The 14,293-nt window shown below is 70.1% G+C and carries 16 protein-coding genes; 7 read left to right on the forward strand and 9 right to left on the reverse strand.

Going from position 1 to position 14,293, the window contains the following annotated elements; all coding sequences use genetic code 11:
• The first annotated feature begins 67 nt into the window (after positions 1–67).
• Positions 68–475, forward strand: a complete 408-nt coding sequence (locus MKK55_RS18975) for a DUF3597 domain-containing protein (protein ID WP_147726929.1) — start codon at positions 68–70, stop codon at positions 473–475.
• 86 nt (positions 476–561) lie between these two features.
• On the opposite strand, the gene MKK55_RS18980 is transcribed toward MKK55_RS18975, so the two are convergent.
• Together MKK55_RS18980 and MKK55_RS18985 are read right to left on the reverse strand one after the other, a co-directional pair.
• Entirely contained in the window at positions 562–1,668 is a 1,107-nt protein-coding gene (locus tag MKK55_RS18980; protein ID WP_243937131.1) for a polyamine ABC transporter substrate-binding protein, read from the reverse strand.
• Positions 1,665–2,024 carry a RidA family protein gene (locus tag MKK55_RS18985; RefSeq protein WP_147726931.1) on the reverse strand — a complete coding sequence of 120 codons (360 nt, stop codon included), beginning with the start codon at positions 2,022–2,024 and terminating at the stop codon, positions 1,665–1,667. Before MKK55_RS18985 ends, MKK55_RS18980 begins: the two co-directional genes overlap by 4 nt.
• A gap of 225 nt (positions 2,025–2,249) precedes the next feature.
• On the opposite strand from MKK55_RS18985, the gene MKK55_RS18990 reads away from it, so the two are divergent.
• Positions 2,250–2,516 (forward strand): GlsB/YeaQ/YmgE family stress response membrane protein, encoded by a 267-nt coding sequence (locus MKK55_RS18990; protein WP_147726932.1) that lies wholly within the window; start codon positions 2,250–2,252, stop codon positions 2,514–2,516.
• Between the two features lie 83 nt (positions 2,517–2,599).
• On the opposite strand, the gene MKK55_RS18995 is transcribed toward MKK55_RS18990, so the two are convergent.
• From MKK55_RS18995 to rpsO, 3 genes are all read right to left on the reverse strand, one after another.
• Complete coding sequence (locus MKK55_RS18995; RefSeq protein ID WP_147726933.1) at positions 2,600–2,821, reverse strand: YgaP-like transmembrane domain; 222 nt, start codon at positions 2,819–2,821, stop codon at positions 2,600–2,602.
• A gap of 148 nt (positions 2,822–2,969) precedes the next feature.
• Positions 2,970–5,189, reverse strand: coding sequence for a polyribonucleotide nucleotidyltransferase (gene pnp, locus MKK55_RS19000; RefSeq protein ID WP_147840990.1), 2,220 nt, complete (start codon positions 5,187–5,189; stop codon positions 2,970–2,972).
• Positions 5,190–5,399: 210 nt separating this feature from the next.
• Positions 5,400–5,669, reverse strand: coding sequence for a 30S ribosomal protein S15 (gene rpsO, locus MKK55_RS19005; RefSeq protein WP_147726935.1), 270 nt, complete (start codon positions 5,667–5,669; stop codon positions 5,400–5,402).
• A gap of 295 nt (positions 5,670–5,964) precedes the next feature.
• Between rpsO and MKK55_RS19010 the strand changes: the two genes are divergently transcribed.
• The 4 genes from MKK55_RS19010 (at position 5,965) to MKK55_RS19025 (ending at position 9,955) form a co-directional block, all read left to right on the forward strand.
• Positions 5,965–6,165, forward strand: a complete 201-nt coding sequence (locus tag MKK55_RS19010) for a hypothetical protein (protein WP_147840989.1) — start codon at positions 5,965–5,967, stop codon at positions 6,163–6,165.
• A gap of 18 nt (positions 6,166–6,183) precedes the next feature.
• Positions 6,184–6,756: a DUF1003 domain-containing protein gene (locus MKK55_RS19015; protein WP_243937132.1), complete on the forward strand. Its 573-nt coding sequence runs from the start codon at positions 6,184–6,186 to the stop codon at positions 6,754–6,756.
• A 150-nt stretch (positions 6,757–6,906) separates the two neighbouring features.
• Positions 6,907–8,193 (forward strand): phosphoglycerate dehydrogenase, encoded by a 1,287-nt coding sequence (serA, locus tag MKK55_RS19020; protein WP_187275348.1) that lies wholly within the window; start codon positions 6,907–6,909, stop codon positions 8,191–8,193.
• 325 nt (positions 8,194–8,518) lie between these two features.
• Positions 8,519–9,955: an amino acid permease gene (locus tag MKK55_RS19025; protein ID WP_243937134.1), complete on the forward strand. Its 1,437-nt coding sequence runs from the start codon at positions 8,519–8,521 to the stop codon at positions 9,953–9,955.
• Between the two features lie 215 nt (positions 9,956–10,170).
• On the opposite strand, the gene xth is transcribed toward MKK55_RS19025, so the two are convergent.
• Entirely contained in the window at positions 10,171–10,980 is an 810-nt protein-coding gene (gene xth / locus MKK55_RS19030; RefSeq protein ID WP_243937136.1) for an exodeoxyribonuclease III, read from the reverse strand.
• A gap of 175 nt (positions 10,981–11,155) precedes the next feature.
• Here xth and MKK55_RS19035 point away from each other — a divergent pair, with 175 nt between their 5' ends.
• Positions 11,156–11,872, forward strand: a complete 717-nt coding sequence (locus MKK55_RS19035) for a 1-acyl-sn-glycerol-3-phosphate acyltransferase (protein WP_147858237.1) — start codon at positions 11,156–11,158, stop codon at positions 11,870–11,872.
• Between the two features lie 6 nt (positions 11,873–11,878).
• Here MKK55_RS19035 and MKK55_RS19040 read toward each other — a convergent pair whose 3' ends face one another.
• From MKK55_RS19040 to MKK55_RS19050, 3 genes are all read right to left on the reverse strand, one after another.
• Complete coding sequence (locus MKK55_RS19040) at positions 11,879–12,349, reverse strand: cupin domain-containing protein (RefSeq protein ID WP_243937138.1); 471 nt, start codon at positions 12,347–12,349, stop codon at positions 11,879–11,881.
• Between the two features lie 168 nt (positions 12,350–12,517).
• Positions 12,518–13,459 carry an outer-membrane lipoprotein carrier protein LolA gene (locus tag MKK55_RS19045; RefSeq protein WP_243937140.1) on the reverse strand — a complete coding sequence of 314 codons (942 nt, stop codon included), beginning with the start codon at positions 13,457–13,459 and terminating at the stop codon, positions 12,518–12,520.
• Between the two features lie 189 nt (positions 13,460–13,648).
• The coding region (locus MKK55_RS19050) for a DNA translocase FtsK (RefSeq protein ID WP_279596277.1) at positions 13,649–14,293 on the reverse strand (645 nt) is incomplete at its 5' end.

Below are 14,293 nucleotides of genomic sequence, written 5' to 3' on the forward strand. Positions count from 1 at the left end.
CCGGTCCGGCTCCCGTTGTCACGCGACTGCGGCGCTTTTCCGCGGCATCGATCGAGGGAATGATCTCATGAGCCTACTCGGCAGCATCGTCAGCAAGATCCTGCATCCGTTCGGAGGCGCCTCCTCCGCGGCGGCCCCCTCGACCGCGGATGCCGGCGGCGCCAGCAGCCCGGCCTCGACCACCACGGCCGACGCGACGCCGTCCGCCTCGGGCGAGCCCGTGGACGTGGAGGCGGTGCTCAACGGCATGGCCCAGAAGAATTCCCAGACGCTGAACTGGCGCACCTCGATCGTGGACCTGATGAAGCTCCTCGATCTCGATTCGAGCCTGACCGCCCGCAAGCAGCTCGCCGACGAGCTGCACTACACCGGCGACAAGGACGATTCGGCCACGATGAACGTCTGGCTGCACAAGCAGGTGATCAAGAAGCTCGAGGAGAACGGCGGCAAGGTGCCGGCCGACCTCAAGGACTGATCACGGTCGCCCGCGACGATCGAAGCCCGGCCATCGCGCCGGGCTTTTTCGTGCGCGCTCCCCGCGGCGACGGCTCACTTGACGGTTCACTTGCCGGTGCGCACCCGCGTCCAGGCCCGGGTGACGAAGCGCTGGGTGCGGTCGTCCCAGGCGGTGTTGACCGAGAGCCGCGGCATCGTCGCGTCGTCGGGATAGATGCCGGCATTGGCCAGGATGTCCGGCTTCACGAGCTTCTTCGCGGGCAGGTTGCCGCTGGCATAGGACACGAAGTTGGTGTTGGCCGCCGCAACCTCGGGGCGCAGCATGTAGTCGATGAAGCTCAGCGCCTCCGCCGCATGGGGGGCGTCCTTGGGGATCGCGAAGGCATCGAACCACATCAGCGTGCCCTCCTTCGGGATGAGGTAGGCGATCTCGACGCCGTTCTTCGCCTCGTCGGCCCGCTTCTTCGCCTGGAGCACGTCGCCGGAATAGCCGACCGCGACGCAGAGATCGCCGTTGGCGAGCGACTGGATGTATTCCGACGAGTGGAACTTCCGCACCGTCCCGCGCACCTTGAAGAGCGCGTCGGCGACCTGGGTAATGTCGTCCCAGCGCTTGGAGTCGCTCTTCAGGCCGAAGGTCGGCAGCATGCTCGGGATCAGGTCCTCGGGCGAGTCGAGCATCATGATCCCGCAATCCTTGAGCTTGTTCGCTGAGGCCGGGTTGAGGACGAGGTTCCAGGTGTTGAGCGCGGCGCCGGCGCCGAGACGCTCGCGCACCAGCCCGAGGTTGAGCCCGAGCCCGGTGGTGCCCCACATGTAGTCGACGGCGTAGGCGTTGCCCGGATCGTAGGCGGCGAGGCGCCCGGCGATCTCCGGCCAGACGTTGCCGAGGTTCGTCAGCTTGGCCTTGTCGAGGGGCAGGAACGCGCCGGCCCTGATCAGCCGCTGCAGGAACGGCCCCGACGGCACCACCACGTCGTAGCCGGACTTGCCGGCGAGCAGCTTGGTCTCGAGGATCTCGTTGTTGTCGTAGGTGTCGTAGACCACCTTGATCCCGGTCTCGCGGGTGAAGGCCTCGAGCACCTTCGGATCGATGTAGTCCGACCAGTTGTAGATGTTGACGACCCGCTCCGGCCCCGCCGCCAGCGCCGGCCCGCTCGCGAGCGTGAGGCCCGCGAGGAGGATCGCGCGGGCGAGGGCGGCGGCCCTCATGCGCCCGACCGCGCGGCGACGACGACGATCTCGACGAGGTATTCCGGCCCGGCGAGCTTGGCCTCGACCGTGGCGCGGCCGGGCGGGTTGTCCTTCGACACCCAGGCGTCCCAGGCGGCGTTCATCTCGGCGAAGGTGCCCATGTCGGCCAGGTAGATCGTCGCCATCAGGATCCGCTCCTTGTCGCTGCCGGCAGCCGCCAGCAGGCGCTCGATCTGGCCGAGGATGGCCTGCGTCTGCGCGGTGACGCCGGTGCCGACCGTGTCGGCGGCGACCTGGCCGGCGAGATACACCGTGTCGCCGTAGGCCACGCCTTGCGCCATCCGCGCGCCCGGCTCGAAGCGTTCGATCGTCATGTCCTGTCCCCCGGCTGATCTTCGGATCGCTTCTGCCGTCGGGCGCGGGCGAGGTAAAGGGGCGCCGGGCCGGCGGCCTTGGCCCATTGCAGTGCGGAAAAAGATCCGGCGACGGCCAATCCGTCGCAACCCCCGCTGCCACCGTGCGTTTCAACACCGTTCCAGCGTCGCGTCATCCGAAAGCGGCGTCACATCGTCAGGCGTCACGTCGCCAAGGGGTTCGTCATGGGTATTCTCTGGACCATCGTCATCGGTTTCCTCGCCGGCATCGTCGCCAAGTTCATCATGCCCGGCTCGAACGAGCCGTCGGGCTTCATCCTGACTACCATCCTCGGCATCGTCGGCGCCTTCGTCGCCACCTTCCTCGGCCAGGCGCTCGGCTGGTACGGCCCGAACCAGGGCGCGGGCTTCATCGGCGCCGTGGTCGGCGCGATCGTCGTCCTCGCGATCTACGGCTTCATCGCAAGCCGCGGCCGCACCACCACGCTCTGAGGTCGCGCTCGCCGACACGGACGACGACGTAGAAAAGGGGGCGCCGCGAGGCGCCCCCTTCTTCGTTGCGACGGGTCCGATGCTCAGATGTGGTCGGAGGCCGCCTTGATTGCGCAATGGCCGGTGGCGCCGCGCAATGCGAGGCCGACGCCGACCACGAGGGCCGCGAGGCTCAGCCACTTGTTCGGGCGCGGCTGCGCGGCCGCCGCCGCGATGCCGAGGCCGAGCGCCACCGAAACCGCGCGCTCGGTGGTGCTGAGGTTCGGCTCGCCGCTGAAGATGTCGTGGATCATGTCGTTGGCCATGGGGTCGGGTGCGCTCCTGTTGGGGTCGCGGATCGAACGCCCTCCGAAGGCCGGCGTTCCTTGCCGCCGCGCCGGAACCGCCCACGAAAAAGGCGCGGCCCCGAGGGGACCGCGCCGTCTTCGCCGTCAGGACCGCGGGTCCGGACGATCAGTCGTTCGACTGGCGACGCTCGCCGCGGCTGCTGCGCTCGCTCCGCTCGCGCGGGGCCCGCTCCTCGCGCTCGGGCTCGCCGCGCTCGGCGCGCTCGGCCTTGAGCTTCTCGGTGAGGTCCTCGCCGGTCTCCTGGTCGACGACCTTCATCGAGAGGCGGATCTTGCCGCGATCGTCCTGGCCGAGGAACTTCACCTTGACCTTCTGGCCCTCGCTGACGACGTCCGTCACCTTGGCGACCCGCTGGGCGGCGAGCTCCGAGATGTGGACGAGGCCGTCCTTGGCGCCGAAGAAGTTCACGAAGGCGCCGAACTCCATCGTCTTCACGACGGTACCCTCGTAGATCATGCCCGGCTCGGCTTCCGCGACGATCGAGCGGATCCAGTTGTAGGCCGCCTTGATCGCCTTGCCGTCGGCCGAGGCGATCTTCACGGTGCCGGAATCGTCGATGTTGATCTTGGCGCCGGTCTTCTCGACGATCTCGCGGATCACCTTGCCGCCGGTGCCGATCACTTCCCGGATCTTGTCGGTGGGGATCTGCATGGTCTCGATGCGCGGCGCGTACTCGCCGAGCTCGGGGCGGGCGGCGGTGAGCGCCTTGGCCATCTCCACGAGGATGTGGGCGCGGCCGTCCTTCGCCTGGGCGAGGGCGACCTGCATGATCTCCTCGGTGATGCCGGCGATCTTGATGTCCATCTGGAGCGAGGTGATGCCCTCGTCCGTGCCGGCCACCTTGAAGTCCATGTCGCCGAGGTGGTCCTCGTCACCGAGGATGTCGGAGAGCACCGCGTAGCGCTCGCCCTCGAGGATGAGGCCCATGGCGATGCCGGCGACGGGACGGCGCAGCGGGACGCCCGCATCCATCAGCGACAGCGAGCCGCCGCAGACCGAGGCCATCGAGGACGAGCCGTTCGACTCGGTGATCTCGGACACGACGCGGATCGTGTACGGGAACTCGTGGGCCGGCGGCAGCACCGGGTGGATCGCGCGCCAGGCGAGCTTGCCGTGGCCGATCTCGCGGCGGCCGGGGGAGCCCATGCGGCCGGTCTCGCCCACCGAGTAGGGGGGGAAGTTGTAGTGCAGCAGGAAGGTCTCCTTGTAGGTCCCCTGCAGCGCGTCGATGTACTGCTCGTCCTCGCCGGTGCCCAGCGTCGCGACCACGAGCGCCTGGGTCTCGCCGCGGGTGAACAGCGACGAGCCGTGGGCGCGCGGCAGCACGCCGACCTGGCTCTCGATCGGGCGGACGGTCTTCACGTCGCGGCCGTCGATGCGCGAGCCGGTGTCGAGGATGTTCCAGCGGACCACCTTCGACTGGGCCTCCTTGAACGCGGCCTTGACCTTCTCGGGGGCGAACTTCTGCTCGCCCTCGGCCGGGCACAGAGCCGCGACCACCTTCGCCTTCACGGCGTCGACGGCCTTGTAGCGCTCCTGCTTGACGGTGATCTTGTAGGCGTCGCGCAACTCGGACTCGCAGACGCCGAGCACGGCGGCCTCGACGTCGGCATTCTCCGGCGGCGAGAAGGCGCGCGGCTCCTTGGCGGCCTTCTCGGCCAGGCGCACGATCGCCTCGATCACCGGCTGGAAGTGCTTGTGGCCGAACATCACGGCGCCGAGCATGATCTCCTCGGACAGCTCCTTGGCCTCCGACTCGACCATCAGCACCGCGTCGGTGGTGCCGGCGACGACGAGGTCGAGCACCGCGCCGTCCATCTCCGGGACCGGCGGGTTGAGCACGTACTGGCCGTTGGCGTAGCCGACGCGGGCGGCGCCGATCGGGCCCATGAACGGCACGCCGGACAGGGTGAGCGCCGCCGAGGCCGCGACCATCGCCAGGATGTCGGGATCGTTCTCGAGGTCGTGGGTGAGCACGGTCACGACGACCTGGGTGTCGTTGCGCCAGCCCTCGACGAAGAGCGGGCGGATCGGGCGGTCGATCAGGCGGGAGACCAGCGTCTCCTTCTCGGACGGCCGGCCCTCGCGCTTGAAGTAGCCGCCGGGGATGCGGCCGGCGGCGTAGGCGCGCTCCTGGTAGTTCACGGTCAGCGGCAGGAAGTCGATCCCGACCTTCGGCTCCTTGGAGGAGACGACGGTGGCGAGAACCGAGGTCTCGCCGTAGGTGGCCATCACCGAGCCGTCGGCCTGGCGGGCGACCTTGCCGGTCTCCAGAACGAGGCGGCGGTCGCCCCACATCAGCTCTTCACGTTGTACGTCGAACATTCTTGTCGTCCTTGCCATCATGCGGCGGGCGAACCCGGCGCGGCCAGGGGCAAGACGGCGGGGCACTCCGGCCGAAGGAGTGCCCCGCGATCCTGTCCCTGGTGTTCGCGCCTCGAAGTCGCCCGTTGCTCGCGGGGCCGGACCCGTTCCGGCCACCCGAGATCTTGAAAAAAGCGGTCCCGAGCCGGGCTCGGAACCGCGTGGGCTGGATTAGCGGCGGATGCCGAGGCGCTCGATGAGGCTGCGGTAGCGGGCCTCGTCGCGACGCTTCACGTAGTCGAGCAGCGAGCGGCGCTGCGAGACCATCTTCAGGAGGCCGCGGCGGGAATGGTTGTCCTTGCCGTGGGTCTTGAAGTGGCTGGTGAGGTTGGTGATCCGCTCGGTGAGGATCGCCACCTGGACCTCCGGCGAGCCGGTGTCCTTGGCGACGGTCGCGTATTCCTTGATGAGCGCGGTCTTGCGCTCTGCCGAGATCGACATCGCAGTGCCTTTCAGGTGAGGTTTTCAGAAGCGCCATGCGGCCGCCCCTCCGGATCGGGAGGACGGCGCCTGAGGCATGCTCGAGCCTTGGCCGATGCCGGGATGTCGTCCAGCAGGGTCGTTGGTCCAAGCGGTTTCGGCCCCGCCCGTCGCCGGGCCGAGGCCGCGCGGACCATACACGAAACGGTTCGCGGCGCCAGTCCCGGCCACCGGGCGTCTCCCGGGCCGCGATGCGAATTCTTCGCTGCTGCCCGCCCGCTTGGGATATGTTCGCTGAACATCAGGGGGCGACATCATGATCTGTCAGACTGCGATCGAGGCGATGGGTGTCCAGAACGACCGCCTCACGACGATGATCCGGAACATCGACGGCGGCATCTGGTGGCAGACGGATGCGAACGCCAAGGTCGAAGCCGGGAAGATCCTGGCCCAGACCGCACGCATCGGCGATGCCCTCGACGCCATCGAACGCCTCGTGAAGGGCATGGCGACGTAGCAGGAGAGGGGCACCGGCATGTCCGCCGGCGGAGACGAGGCGGTCGCCCGGCTCGCCCGGCAGCTCCTGGATCAGGGCTTGGGCTGCCTGTCGCCGCACGATCGGCGCGTCCTCGCGCACATCGCCGGGCGCGTCCATGCCCGCGACGCGGGCGCCGCCGCGACGTCGCGCGCGGGCCCGGATTTCGGCGAACGCCTCGCCGACCGGGTCGCCAGGCTCGGCGGCTCGTGGGGGTTCATCATCGCCTTCACCGGCCTGCTCGTCGGCTGGGTGGTCCTGAACACCGTCGTCCTCGCAGGGTCGGGGGGCGGCTTTGACGCCTATCCCTACATCTTTCTCAACTTGATCCTGTCGATGGTCGCGGCGTTGCAGGCGCCGGTGATCCTGATGTCGCAGAACCGACAGGCCGAGCGCGACCGCATCGCCGCCGGCCTCGACTACGAGGTCAACCTGCGCGCCGAGATCGAGATCGTGTCCCTGCACGACAAGCTCGACCGCATCCGGACCGAGCAGCTGGAGGATCTGATCCGCGCGCAGACCCGGCAGATCGCCGAACTCGGCGCCGCGCGGGCCGCCCGCCCGCGCGGGTGAGCGGCGGCCATTTCGCATGACGGAACGGTCGCACCGGAAAGCCGATGCATCCCAGCCATCCGCCCGCGTCGTTGCATCGCGAAATCACCGCTCCTATCGCTGCCGGCCTTCGGCGCCCGGAGGCGCCCTCGTCGAACGGCCGATCGCACCATGAACTCCGAACCGCTCCCGCTGCTCGAAACCCTGGCCCTGCCCGAGAAGCTGTCGCTGCCGAAGGACAGGATCCGGGTGCTGCTGCTCGAAGGCATCAACGACAGCGCCGTCGGGCTGATGCGCGCGGCCGGCTACACCAACCTCGTCCGCCTGCCGAAGGCGCTCGACCGCGATGCGCTGCACGAGGCCCTGAAGGGCATCCACATCCTCGGCATCCGCTCGCGCACGCAGCTCGACGCGGCGGCCCTCGACGCCGCCGACCGCCTGCTCGCGGTCGGCTGCTTCTCGGTGGGCACCAACCAGGTCGACCTCGACGCCGCGCGGCGGCGCGGCGTGCCGGTGTTCAACGCGCCGTTCTCGAACACCCGCTCGGTCGCCGAGCTCGTCATCGGCGAGATCGTGATGCTCCTGCGCCGGATCGTGCCGCGCTCGGTCGGGGCGCATGCCGGCCAGTGGGACAAGTCGGCGGCCGGCTCGGTCGAGGTGCGCGGCAAGACGCTCGGCATCGTCGGCTACGGCAACATCGGCACGCAGCTCTCGACGCTGGCCGAGGCCATGGGCATGCGGGTCGTCTTCTACGACCACACCGACAAGCTCCGCCACGGCAACACCGAGCCGACCGCCTCGCTCGCCGAGCTGCTCGCCCAGAGCGACGTGGTCTCGCTGCACGTGCCCGAGACCGACGCCACCGCCAACATGATCGGCGAGGCCGAGATCCGCGCGATGAAGCCGGGCGCGTACCTGATCAACAACGCCCGCGGCACCGTCGTCGACCTCGACGCGCTCGCACGGGCCCTGCGCGACGGGCACCTCGCCGGCGCCGCCGTCGACGTCTTCCCGGTCGAGCCCGGCTCGAACCAGGAGCGCTTCGTCTCGCCGCTCCAGGGCCTGGAGAACGTGATCCTCACACCCCACGTCGGCGGCTCGACCGAGGAGGCGCAGGAGCGCATCGGCTCGGAGGTCGCGCGCAAGCTGGTGGATTACTCCGACATCGGCTCGACCATCGGCGCGGTGAACTTCCCGCAGGTGCAGCTCCCGCCGCGCCCGACCGGCGCGCGCTTCATCCACGTGCAGCAGAACCTGCCCGGCATGCTCAACCGCCTCAACGCGGTGTTCTCGAGCGCGGGCATCAACATCGCCGGGCAGTTCTACCAGACCGACGGCGAGGTCGGTTACGTGGTGCTCGAGACCGACGCCACCAACGCCGACGCCGAGACCCTGCTCGCCGAGATCCGCGCGATCCCGGGCACGATCCGCGCGCGGCTGCTGTACGAGCGCCGCTGAGCGGGGCGTTCGCGGACGCCGCCCTGCGATCGATCCGGTCTCCATCGCGGCGTGACGGCGCCGGATGGATCCTGCGAAGCACGCCGCGCTCGCTCTCCCATGAAAAGTGTGTCGGGGAGAGGGGCGTGACTCTCCGAAAGCTCACGCCCCTCATCCTGTCCTTTTCCCCCTGGGAGAAGGGACCCGTGCTCGATTCGGCGTCCGGCCGGTGCCTGAGCGCTCCGTCGCGGACGACCCTGAAAAACTTTCCGTGGCTCGGCTATCGCTGGCGCGGCACTTGCCGCAGCCTCGCTGCATCTTCCGCGGGCTCGGACATCGCCACGCCATGACCACAGGCTTCTTCGCCGCGAAGAAATCCGTCGCCGCGCTCGTCGCCGGGTATGAGGACGACCACGGGCCGGCGCTGGCGCGGAGCCTGTCGGCGTTCGGGCTGGTCTGCATCGGCCTCGGCGCGACGATCGGGGCGGGAATCTTCGTCCTCACCGGCACCGCGGCGGCGGACTATGCCGGCCCCGGCCTCGTCCTGTCCTTCGTCGCCGGCGGGATCGCCTGCGCCTTCGTCGGGCTGTGCTACGCAGAGCTGGCCGCGATGATCCCGGTGCCGGGCTCGACCTACGCCTACACCTACGCGACGCTCGGCGAGCTCTGCGCCTGGATTATCGGCTGGGACCTCGTCCTCGAATTCGCCTTCGCCGCCGCCACCGTCGCGGTGGGCTGGTCGGGCTACGCGCAGAGCCTGCTCGCGGATGCGGGCCTGCGCCTGCCGGCGGCGCTCGCCGCGGCGCCCGGCGGAGGCGCCCTCGTCAACCTGCCCGCCGCAGGGATCGTGCTCGCGCTGACGGCGCTCCTGATGCGCGGCAGCCGCGAGGCCTCGCTCGTCAACACCGCGATGGTGGCGCTGAAGGTCGCGATCATCCTTGGCTTCGTCGGCGTCGGGGCGGCGCACCTGAAGCCGGAGCTGTGGCACCCGTTCATCCCGGAGAACACCGGCACCTTCGGGGAATTCGGCTGGAGCGGCATCCTGCGCGGCGCCGGCGTGGTGTTCTTCGCCTTCATCGGCTTCGAGACGGTCTCGACCGCCGCCGGCGAGACCCGCGACCCGCAGCGCGACGCGCCGATCGGCCTGCTCGGGTCCCTGGCGGTGAGCACGGTGCTCTACGTCGCGGTCGCCGCGGTGATCACCGGGCTCGTGCCCTACCGGGCGCTGAACGTCGCCGACCCGATCGCCAAGGCGATCGACGCGATCGGGCTCGGCGGCTTCGCCGTCGCGATCAAGCTCGGCGCGCTGATCGGGCTGACGACCTCGACGCTGACCGCGCTCTACGGCCAAGCGCGGGTCTTCTACGCGATGGCCCGCGACGGCCTGCTGCCGCGGCTGTTCGCGCGGGTGAGCCCAACGACGCGCACGCCCATGCTGAGCCAGGCGACGATCGGCCTGATGACCGCGCTCGTGGCCGGCCTCGTGCCGATTGAGGAACTCGGCGAGCTGGTCAGCATCGGCACGCTCTTCGCCTTCGTGCTGGTCTGCACCGCCGTGCTGATCCTGCGCCGGACCGAGCCGGAGCGGCCGCGCCCGTTCCGGGTCCCGGCGGTCGGGCTGGTGGCGAGCCTCGGCATCCTGTCCTGCCTGCTGCTGATGGCGGGCCTGCCGGGCCAGACCTGGATCCGCCTCGCGGTCTGGCTGACGCTCGGTCTCGCCCTCTACGCGGGCTACGGACGCAGGAACGCCCGCCGGGTGAGGGCGGGCGCGTCGCGGGCTTAGAGCTGGAACCGAGCCTCATGGGGCCTGACCCATGAGGCTGGGTGCGGACGCTCAGAACGAGCGGCGGTGCGGGGTCTGGGCGCCGCCGTAGCGGCGGCGGAGATACGAGACGACCTTCGGCAGCAGGAAGGCGAGCAGGATCTTTCGCATGGGGTCGGCGAACCTTCTTCACGAGCGTGTGAAGATGCAATGCGCCGGCCCCGTTCGCGTTCCGGTCAAAGCTCCAGCGTCAACGTCACGGGCGCGTGGTCGGACGGGCGCTCCCAGCCGCGGGCCTCGCGCGCGACCTCGACCTTGCGCACGGTGCCGGCGAGGTCGGGCGAGACCCAGGCATGGTCGAGGCGGCGGCCCTTGTCGGCCGCCGCCCAGTCGGGCGAGCGGTAGCTCCACCAGGTGAAGATCTTCTCCGGCGGCGGCGTCAGCAGGCGCGCGGTGTCGACCCAGCCGGCCTCGTTGCGCAAGCGTTCCAGCGCCTCGGTCTCGACGGGGGTGTGGCTCACCACGTCGAGCAGCTGCTTGTGCGACCAGACGTCGTGCTCCAGCGGCGCGACGTTGAGGTCGCCGACGAGGATCGCGGGGCCCTTCACGCGCCGCCCGCCCCAGGCGCGCAGGTCGCGCAGGAAGTCGAGCTTGTGCGCGAATTTCGGGTTGAGCGCGGTGTCGGGCACGTCGCCGCCGGCCGGCACGTAGAAGTCGTGCAGCGCGATGCCCGCCGCGGCGCCGGCCTCGGGGCCGAGCTCCGCCGAGATGTGGCGCGCGTCCTGGCGCTCGCAGAAGCTCATCACCGCGCGGGTGACGAGCGGAAACCGCGACAGGATCGCGACGCCGTTGTAGCCCTTCTGCCCGGCGAAGACGACGTTCTCGTAGCCCGAGCCGCGCAGGGCCTTCAGCGGGAAGGCGTCGTCCGGGCACTTGGTCTCCTGCAGGCACAGCACGTCGGGCTTCGCCTCGGCGAGGAAGCGCAGCACGAGATCGATGCGCAGGCGCACCGAGTTGATGTTCCAGGACGTGACGGTGAGGCGCAACTGAAACGCTCGCGGTTGTCGGGGGGAGGCCGGTGGATAGCGCGATTCGCCGGCGCGATCGACGCTGCGACCGGGCGGCCTGCGGAAATGGCGTGCTCCGCCCCGGACGACGGGGTATGTCCGCGCAAAGACCATCGGTCGGCCCCGCTCGACGACACGCCAGAGACATAGCCCCTTGCCGCGCATCCGCTCCGTCCTGTTCAACGCCTACTGGGCCGCCTGGACGGCCTTGTTCCTGGCACCGCTCGCGGTGCTGGCCGCCTCCGGCTCACCGGTCCGGCCGATCCGCGCGGCGACGCGCCTGTGGGCGCGGGGCATCCTGTTCGGGCTCCGCACGATCTGCGGCCTGCGCTACGTCGAGGAGGGGCGCGAGCGCATCCCGGCCGAGCCCTGCCTGATCGTCGCCAACCATCAGTCGGCCTGGGAGACGCTGGCCTTCCTGATCCTGGTGCCCGACGTGGCGATCATCGCCAAGCGCGAGCTCGTCGCGATCCCCGTGGTCGGCTGGTTCCTGCGGCGCTCGCCGATGATCATCATCGACCGCGCCAACGGCACCCAGGCCCTGCGCACGATGATCGACGAGAGCCGCGCCGCGGTGGCCGACGGCCGCTCGGTGCTGATCTTCCCCGAGGGCACCCGCGGCACCATCGACGAGAAGCTGCAGTTCAAGCGCGGCGTCGAGCTGCTGTACGGGCGTCTCGGCCTGCCGGTGCTGCCGGTAGCGGTCAATTCCGGGCTGTACTGGCCGACCGGGTCGTCGACGCGCGCCGGCACCGTGACGGTGAGCTACCTCGCCACCCTGGCGCCGGGCCTGCCGGCCGCCGAGTTCATGCGCGGCACCGAAGGCGCGATCGACAGCGAGCTCGATCGCTGGCGCCCGCAGGCGGCGTGAGGGCCCTCAATCGACCGCGCCGTAATAGGTGAAGTGCTTCCGCACCGGCTCGATCACGTCCCAGGTGCCGGAGAAGCCCTTCGGCGTGACGAAGGCGTCGCCCGCGCGATAGGTCTTCGAACGGCCCTCGGCGTCGGTGACGGTCACCGCGCCTTCGAGCAGGTGGATGAACTCGTCCCGGCCGAAATCGATGCGGAACTTGCCCGGCCGGCAGGTCCAGATCCCGGCGGCGAACAGCTTGTCGGGGCTCTCGTAGACGTAGGTCGCGGTCTGCTCGGGGCGGCCCGAGAGGATGCAGGAGCGCTCGGGCCAGTACGTCGCGCTCGGCGGCCGGACGGCCGGGAAGTCGACGTTCGTCATCGTCGGCCCGTCCAGCACCGGCGGCGGCGGGCCGGCCGGGCGGCGAAGGCCCGGCACCACCGCGAGGAACGCGGCGACGGGGCCTGCGAAGGTGTGGAGCAGCCTGGCGATTTCCATGTCGAACCCTTCCTCGAATCGATCGAGGGGGCAGGATCGGGCGGCGCGCCTTGACGGCGGGTTCACCGGCGCGCCAGGCCACGCCGATCGGCGCGCTTCGGGACGTCCTTCCCCGGATCGATGCGGAAAGCGTTAAGGAAGCCTCACCATGGCGGACTTTCGCGGACCTCAGGGGGTCTGGGACTGCTTGATCCGCTCCTGCATCGCCTTGTCCTCGGGGCGCCCGTAATTGATGAAGAACAGGTTGCCGTCGACGGCCTTGCCCTTCTGCAGGTTCGAGAGCTGCACGGTGGTGAGGTAGCCCTGCGGATCGGTGATCCGCCACTGGCCGAGCACCTTCATGTCGGCATCGAAGTACAGCTGGATCTTCGAGGTCCCGCCGAGCGTGGCGCGGTCCTCCAGGCTGATGCGGACGCCGCCCGGGTCGTTCGAGACGTCGGTGACGGTGAGGTCGCGGGCGAGGTCGATCTTCTCGCGGACCAGGAATTTCAGCGGGGTCTGCGCGATGAAGTACAGGTCCTGGGTCGCGAGCTTGCGGTCGCGCACCGCCACCGAGGTGCCGTCGGCCACCACCTCCAGCGGCGAGGGCGCGTCGTAGTCGAAGCGCAGGCGCCCGGGCTTGGCGATGGTGAGCTTGCCGCCGATCTTCCGCCCGTCCGCGGCGATCTGGATGAACGAGCCGGTGAGCGTGCTCATGCCGTTGAAGTAGGCGTTGGCCTGGGCCAGCACGGTGGCGGCGTCCGGCGCCTCGTCGGAGGCGGCGGCCGGGGCGGGGGTTGGCGCGCCGACGGCGGCGACCTTCGCATCCGCCGCGGCGGGCTTGGCGGCGACCGGCTTGGCGGCGGGCTTCTCGGCCGAGCGCGACTTCGCGTCCTTCACCGAATCCTTGCTCGCATCCTTGGCCGCAGGCTTGGCGACCGTCTTCTTCGCGGGTGCCGCAGCCGGTGCGGCGGGGGCCGCCTCGGGCTCGGGCGCGGGAGCGGGCTGCTCCTTGCGGCCGAACAGGCCGTCGAGGAAGCTGCTGACCTGTGCGTCGGCCGGCGCCACCGGGGCGATCCAGGCCGCGACCGCGAGGAGCGATCCGGCAAGTCGGGTGCGGCGGCCGAGCATGGTCAGGCGTCTCCTGGGCGGGTGCGGCGTCCCGCAAGCGATGGTCGGCTTCAAGCGCGAAGGCGTGCGAAACGCCCGTCGCGCCGTGATGCCCCCTCGGGGCGCCGGGCCGTGTCGTCGGATGCCGTTAGAGCGGCGCCCTGTGGCGAAGATGCGACGCCGGCCGCGTTTCCGGCCGGCGCCTCGTCGTCACTCGTCGTCGTACATGCTGGCGGCGTGGGGTGCGCCCTCGACCAGGATCTCGCGCTTGCCGGCGTGGTTGGCCTGTCCGACGATGCCCTCGATCTCCATCCGCTCCATGATCGACGCGGCGCGGTTGTAGCCGATCTGCAGGCGGCGCTGGATGTAGCTGGTCGACGCCTTGCGGTCGCGTAAGACCACCTGGATCGCCTGCTCGTAGAGGTCGCCGGCCTCGCCGCCCGACGCCGCCACGAAAGCGCCGACGTCGAAGACCGGAAGGTCGGCCTCCTCGGTCTCGGCCTCGACCGCCTCGGCCTTGCCCTTGCCCCTGCCGGCCGATTTCGGCGCCTCGTCGGACCCGTCGTCGGCGGTGACCGCCTCGAGGTAGGCCGGGCGGCCCTGGCGCTTGAGGTGGGCGACCACGCTCTCGACCTCCGAATCCGAACAGAACGGCCCGTGCACCCGGGTCGTGCGCCCGCCGCCGGCCATGAACAGCATGTCGCCCTGGCCCAGGAGCTGCTCGGCGCCCATCTCGCCCAGGATCGTGCGCGAGTCGATCTTGCTCGTCACCTGGAAGCTGATCCGGGTCGGGAAGTTCGCCTTGATCGTCCCGGTGATCACGTCCACCGACGGACGCTGCGTCGCCATGATCAG

Source organism: Methylobacterium sp. J-059, assembly GCF_022829485.1.
Taxonomy (GTDB): Bacteria; Pseudomonadota; Alphaproteobacteria; order Rhizobiales; family Beijerinckiaceae; genus Methylobacterium.

Excerpts from the sequence above, each read along its gene's own strand:
- MKK55_RS18975 (WP_147726929.1), top strand. The coding sequence starts at position 68 with ATGAGCCTACTCGGCAGCATCGTCAGCAAGATCCTGCATCCGTTCGGA.
- MKK55_RS18980 (WP_243937131.1), bottom strand. The coding sequence starts at position 1,668 with ATGAGGGCCGCCGCCCTCGCCCGCGCGATCCTCCTCGCGGGCCTCACG.
- MKK55_RS18985 (WP_147726931.1), bottom strand. The coding sequence starts at position 2,024 with ATGACGATCGAACGCTTCGAGCCGGGCGCGCGGATGGCGCAAGGCGTG.
- MKK55_RS18990 (WP_147726932.1), top strand. The coding sequence starts at position 2,250 with ATGGGTATTCTCTGGACCATCGTCATCGGTTTCCTCGCCGGCATCGTC.
- MKK55_RS18995 (WP_147726933.1), bottom strand. The coding sequence starts at position 2,821 with ATGGCCAACGACATGATCCACGACATCTTCAGCGGCGAGCCGAACCTC.
- pnp (WP_147840990.1), bottom strand. The coding sequence starts at position 5,189 with ATGTTCGACGTACAACGTGAAGAGCTGATGTGGGGCGACCGCCGCCTC.
- rpsO (WP_147726935.1), bottom strand. The coding sequence starts at position 5,669 with ATGTCGATCTCGGCAGAGCGCAAGACCGCGCTCATCAAGGAATACGCG.
- MKK55_RS19010 (WP_147840989.1), top strand. The coding sequence starts at position 5,965 with ATGATCTGTCAGACTGCGATCGAGGCGATGGGTGTCCAGAACGACCGC.
- MKK55_RS19015 (WP_243937132.1), top strand. The coding sequence starts at position 6,184 with ATGTCCGCCGGCGGAGACGAGGCGGTCGCCCGGCTCGCCCGGCAGCTC.
- serA (WP_187275348.1), top strand. The coding sequence starts at position 6,907 with ATGAACTCCGAACCGCTCCCGCTGCTCGAAACCCTGGCCCTGCCCGAG.
- MKK55_RS19025 (WP_243937134.1), top strand. The coding sequence starts at position 8,519 with ATGACCACAGGCTTCTTCGCCGCGAAGAAATCCGTCGCCGCGCTCGTC.
- MKK55_RS19040 (WP_243937138.1), bottom strand. The coding sequence starts at position 12,349 with ATGGAAATCGCCAGGCTGCTCCACACCTTCGCAGGCCCCGTCGCCGCG.
- MKK55_RS19045 (WP_243937140.1), bottom strand. The coding sequence starts at position 13,459 with ATGCTCGGCCGCCGCACCCGACTTGCCGGATCGCTCCTCGCGGTCGCG.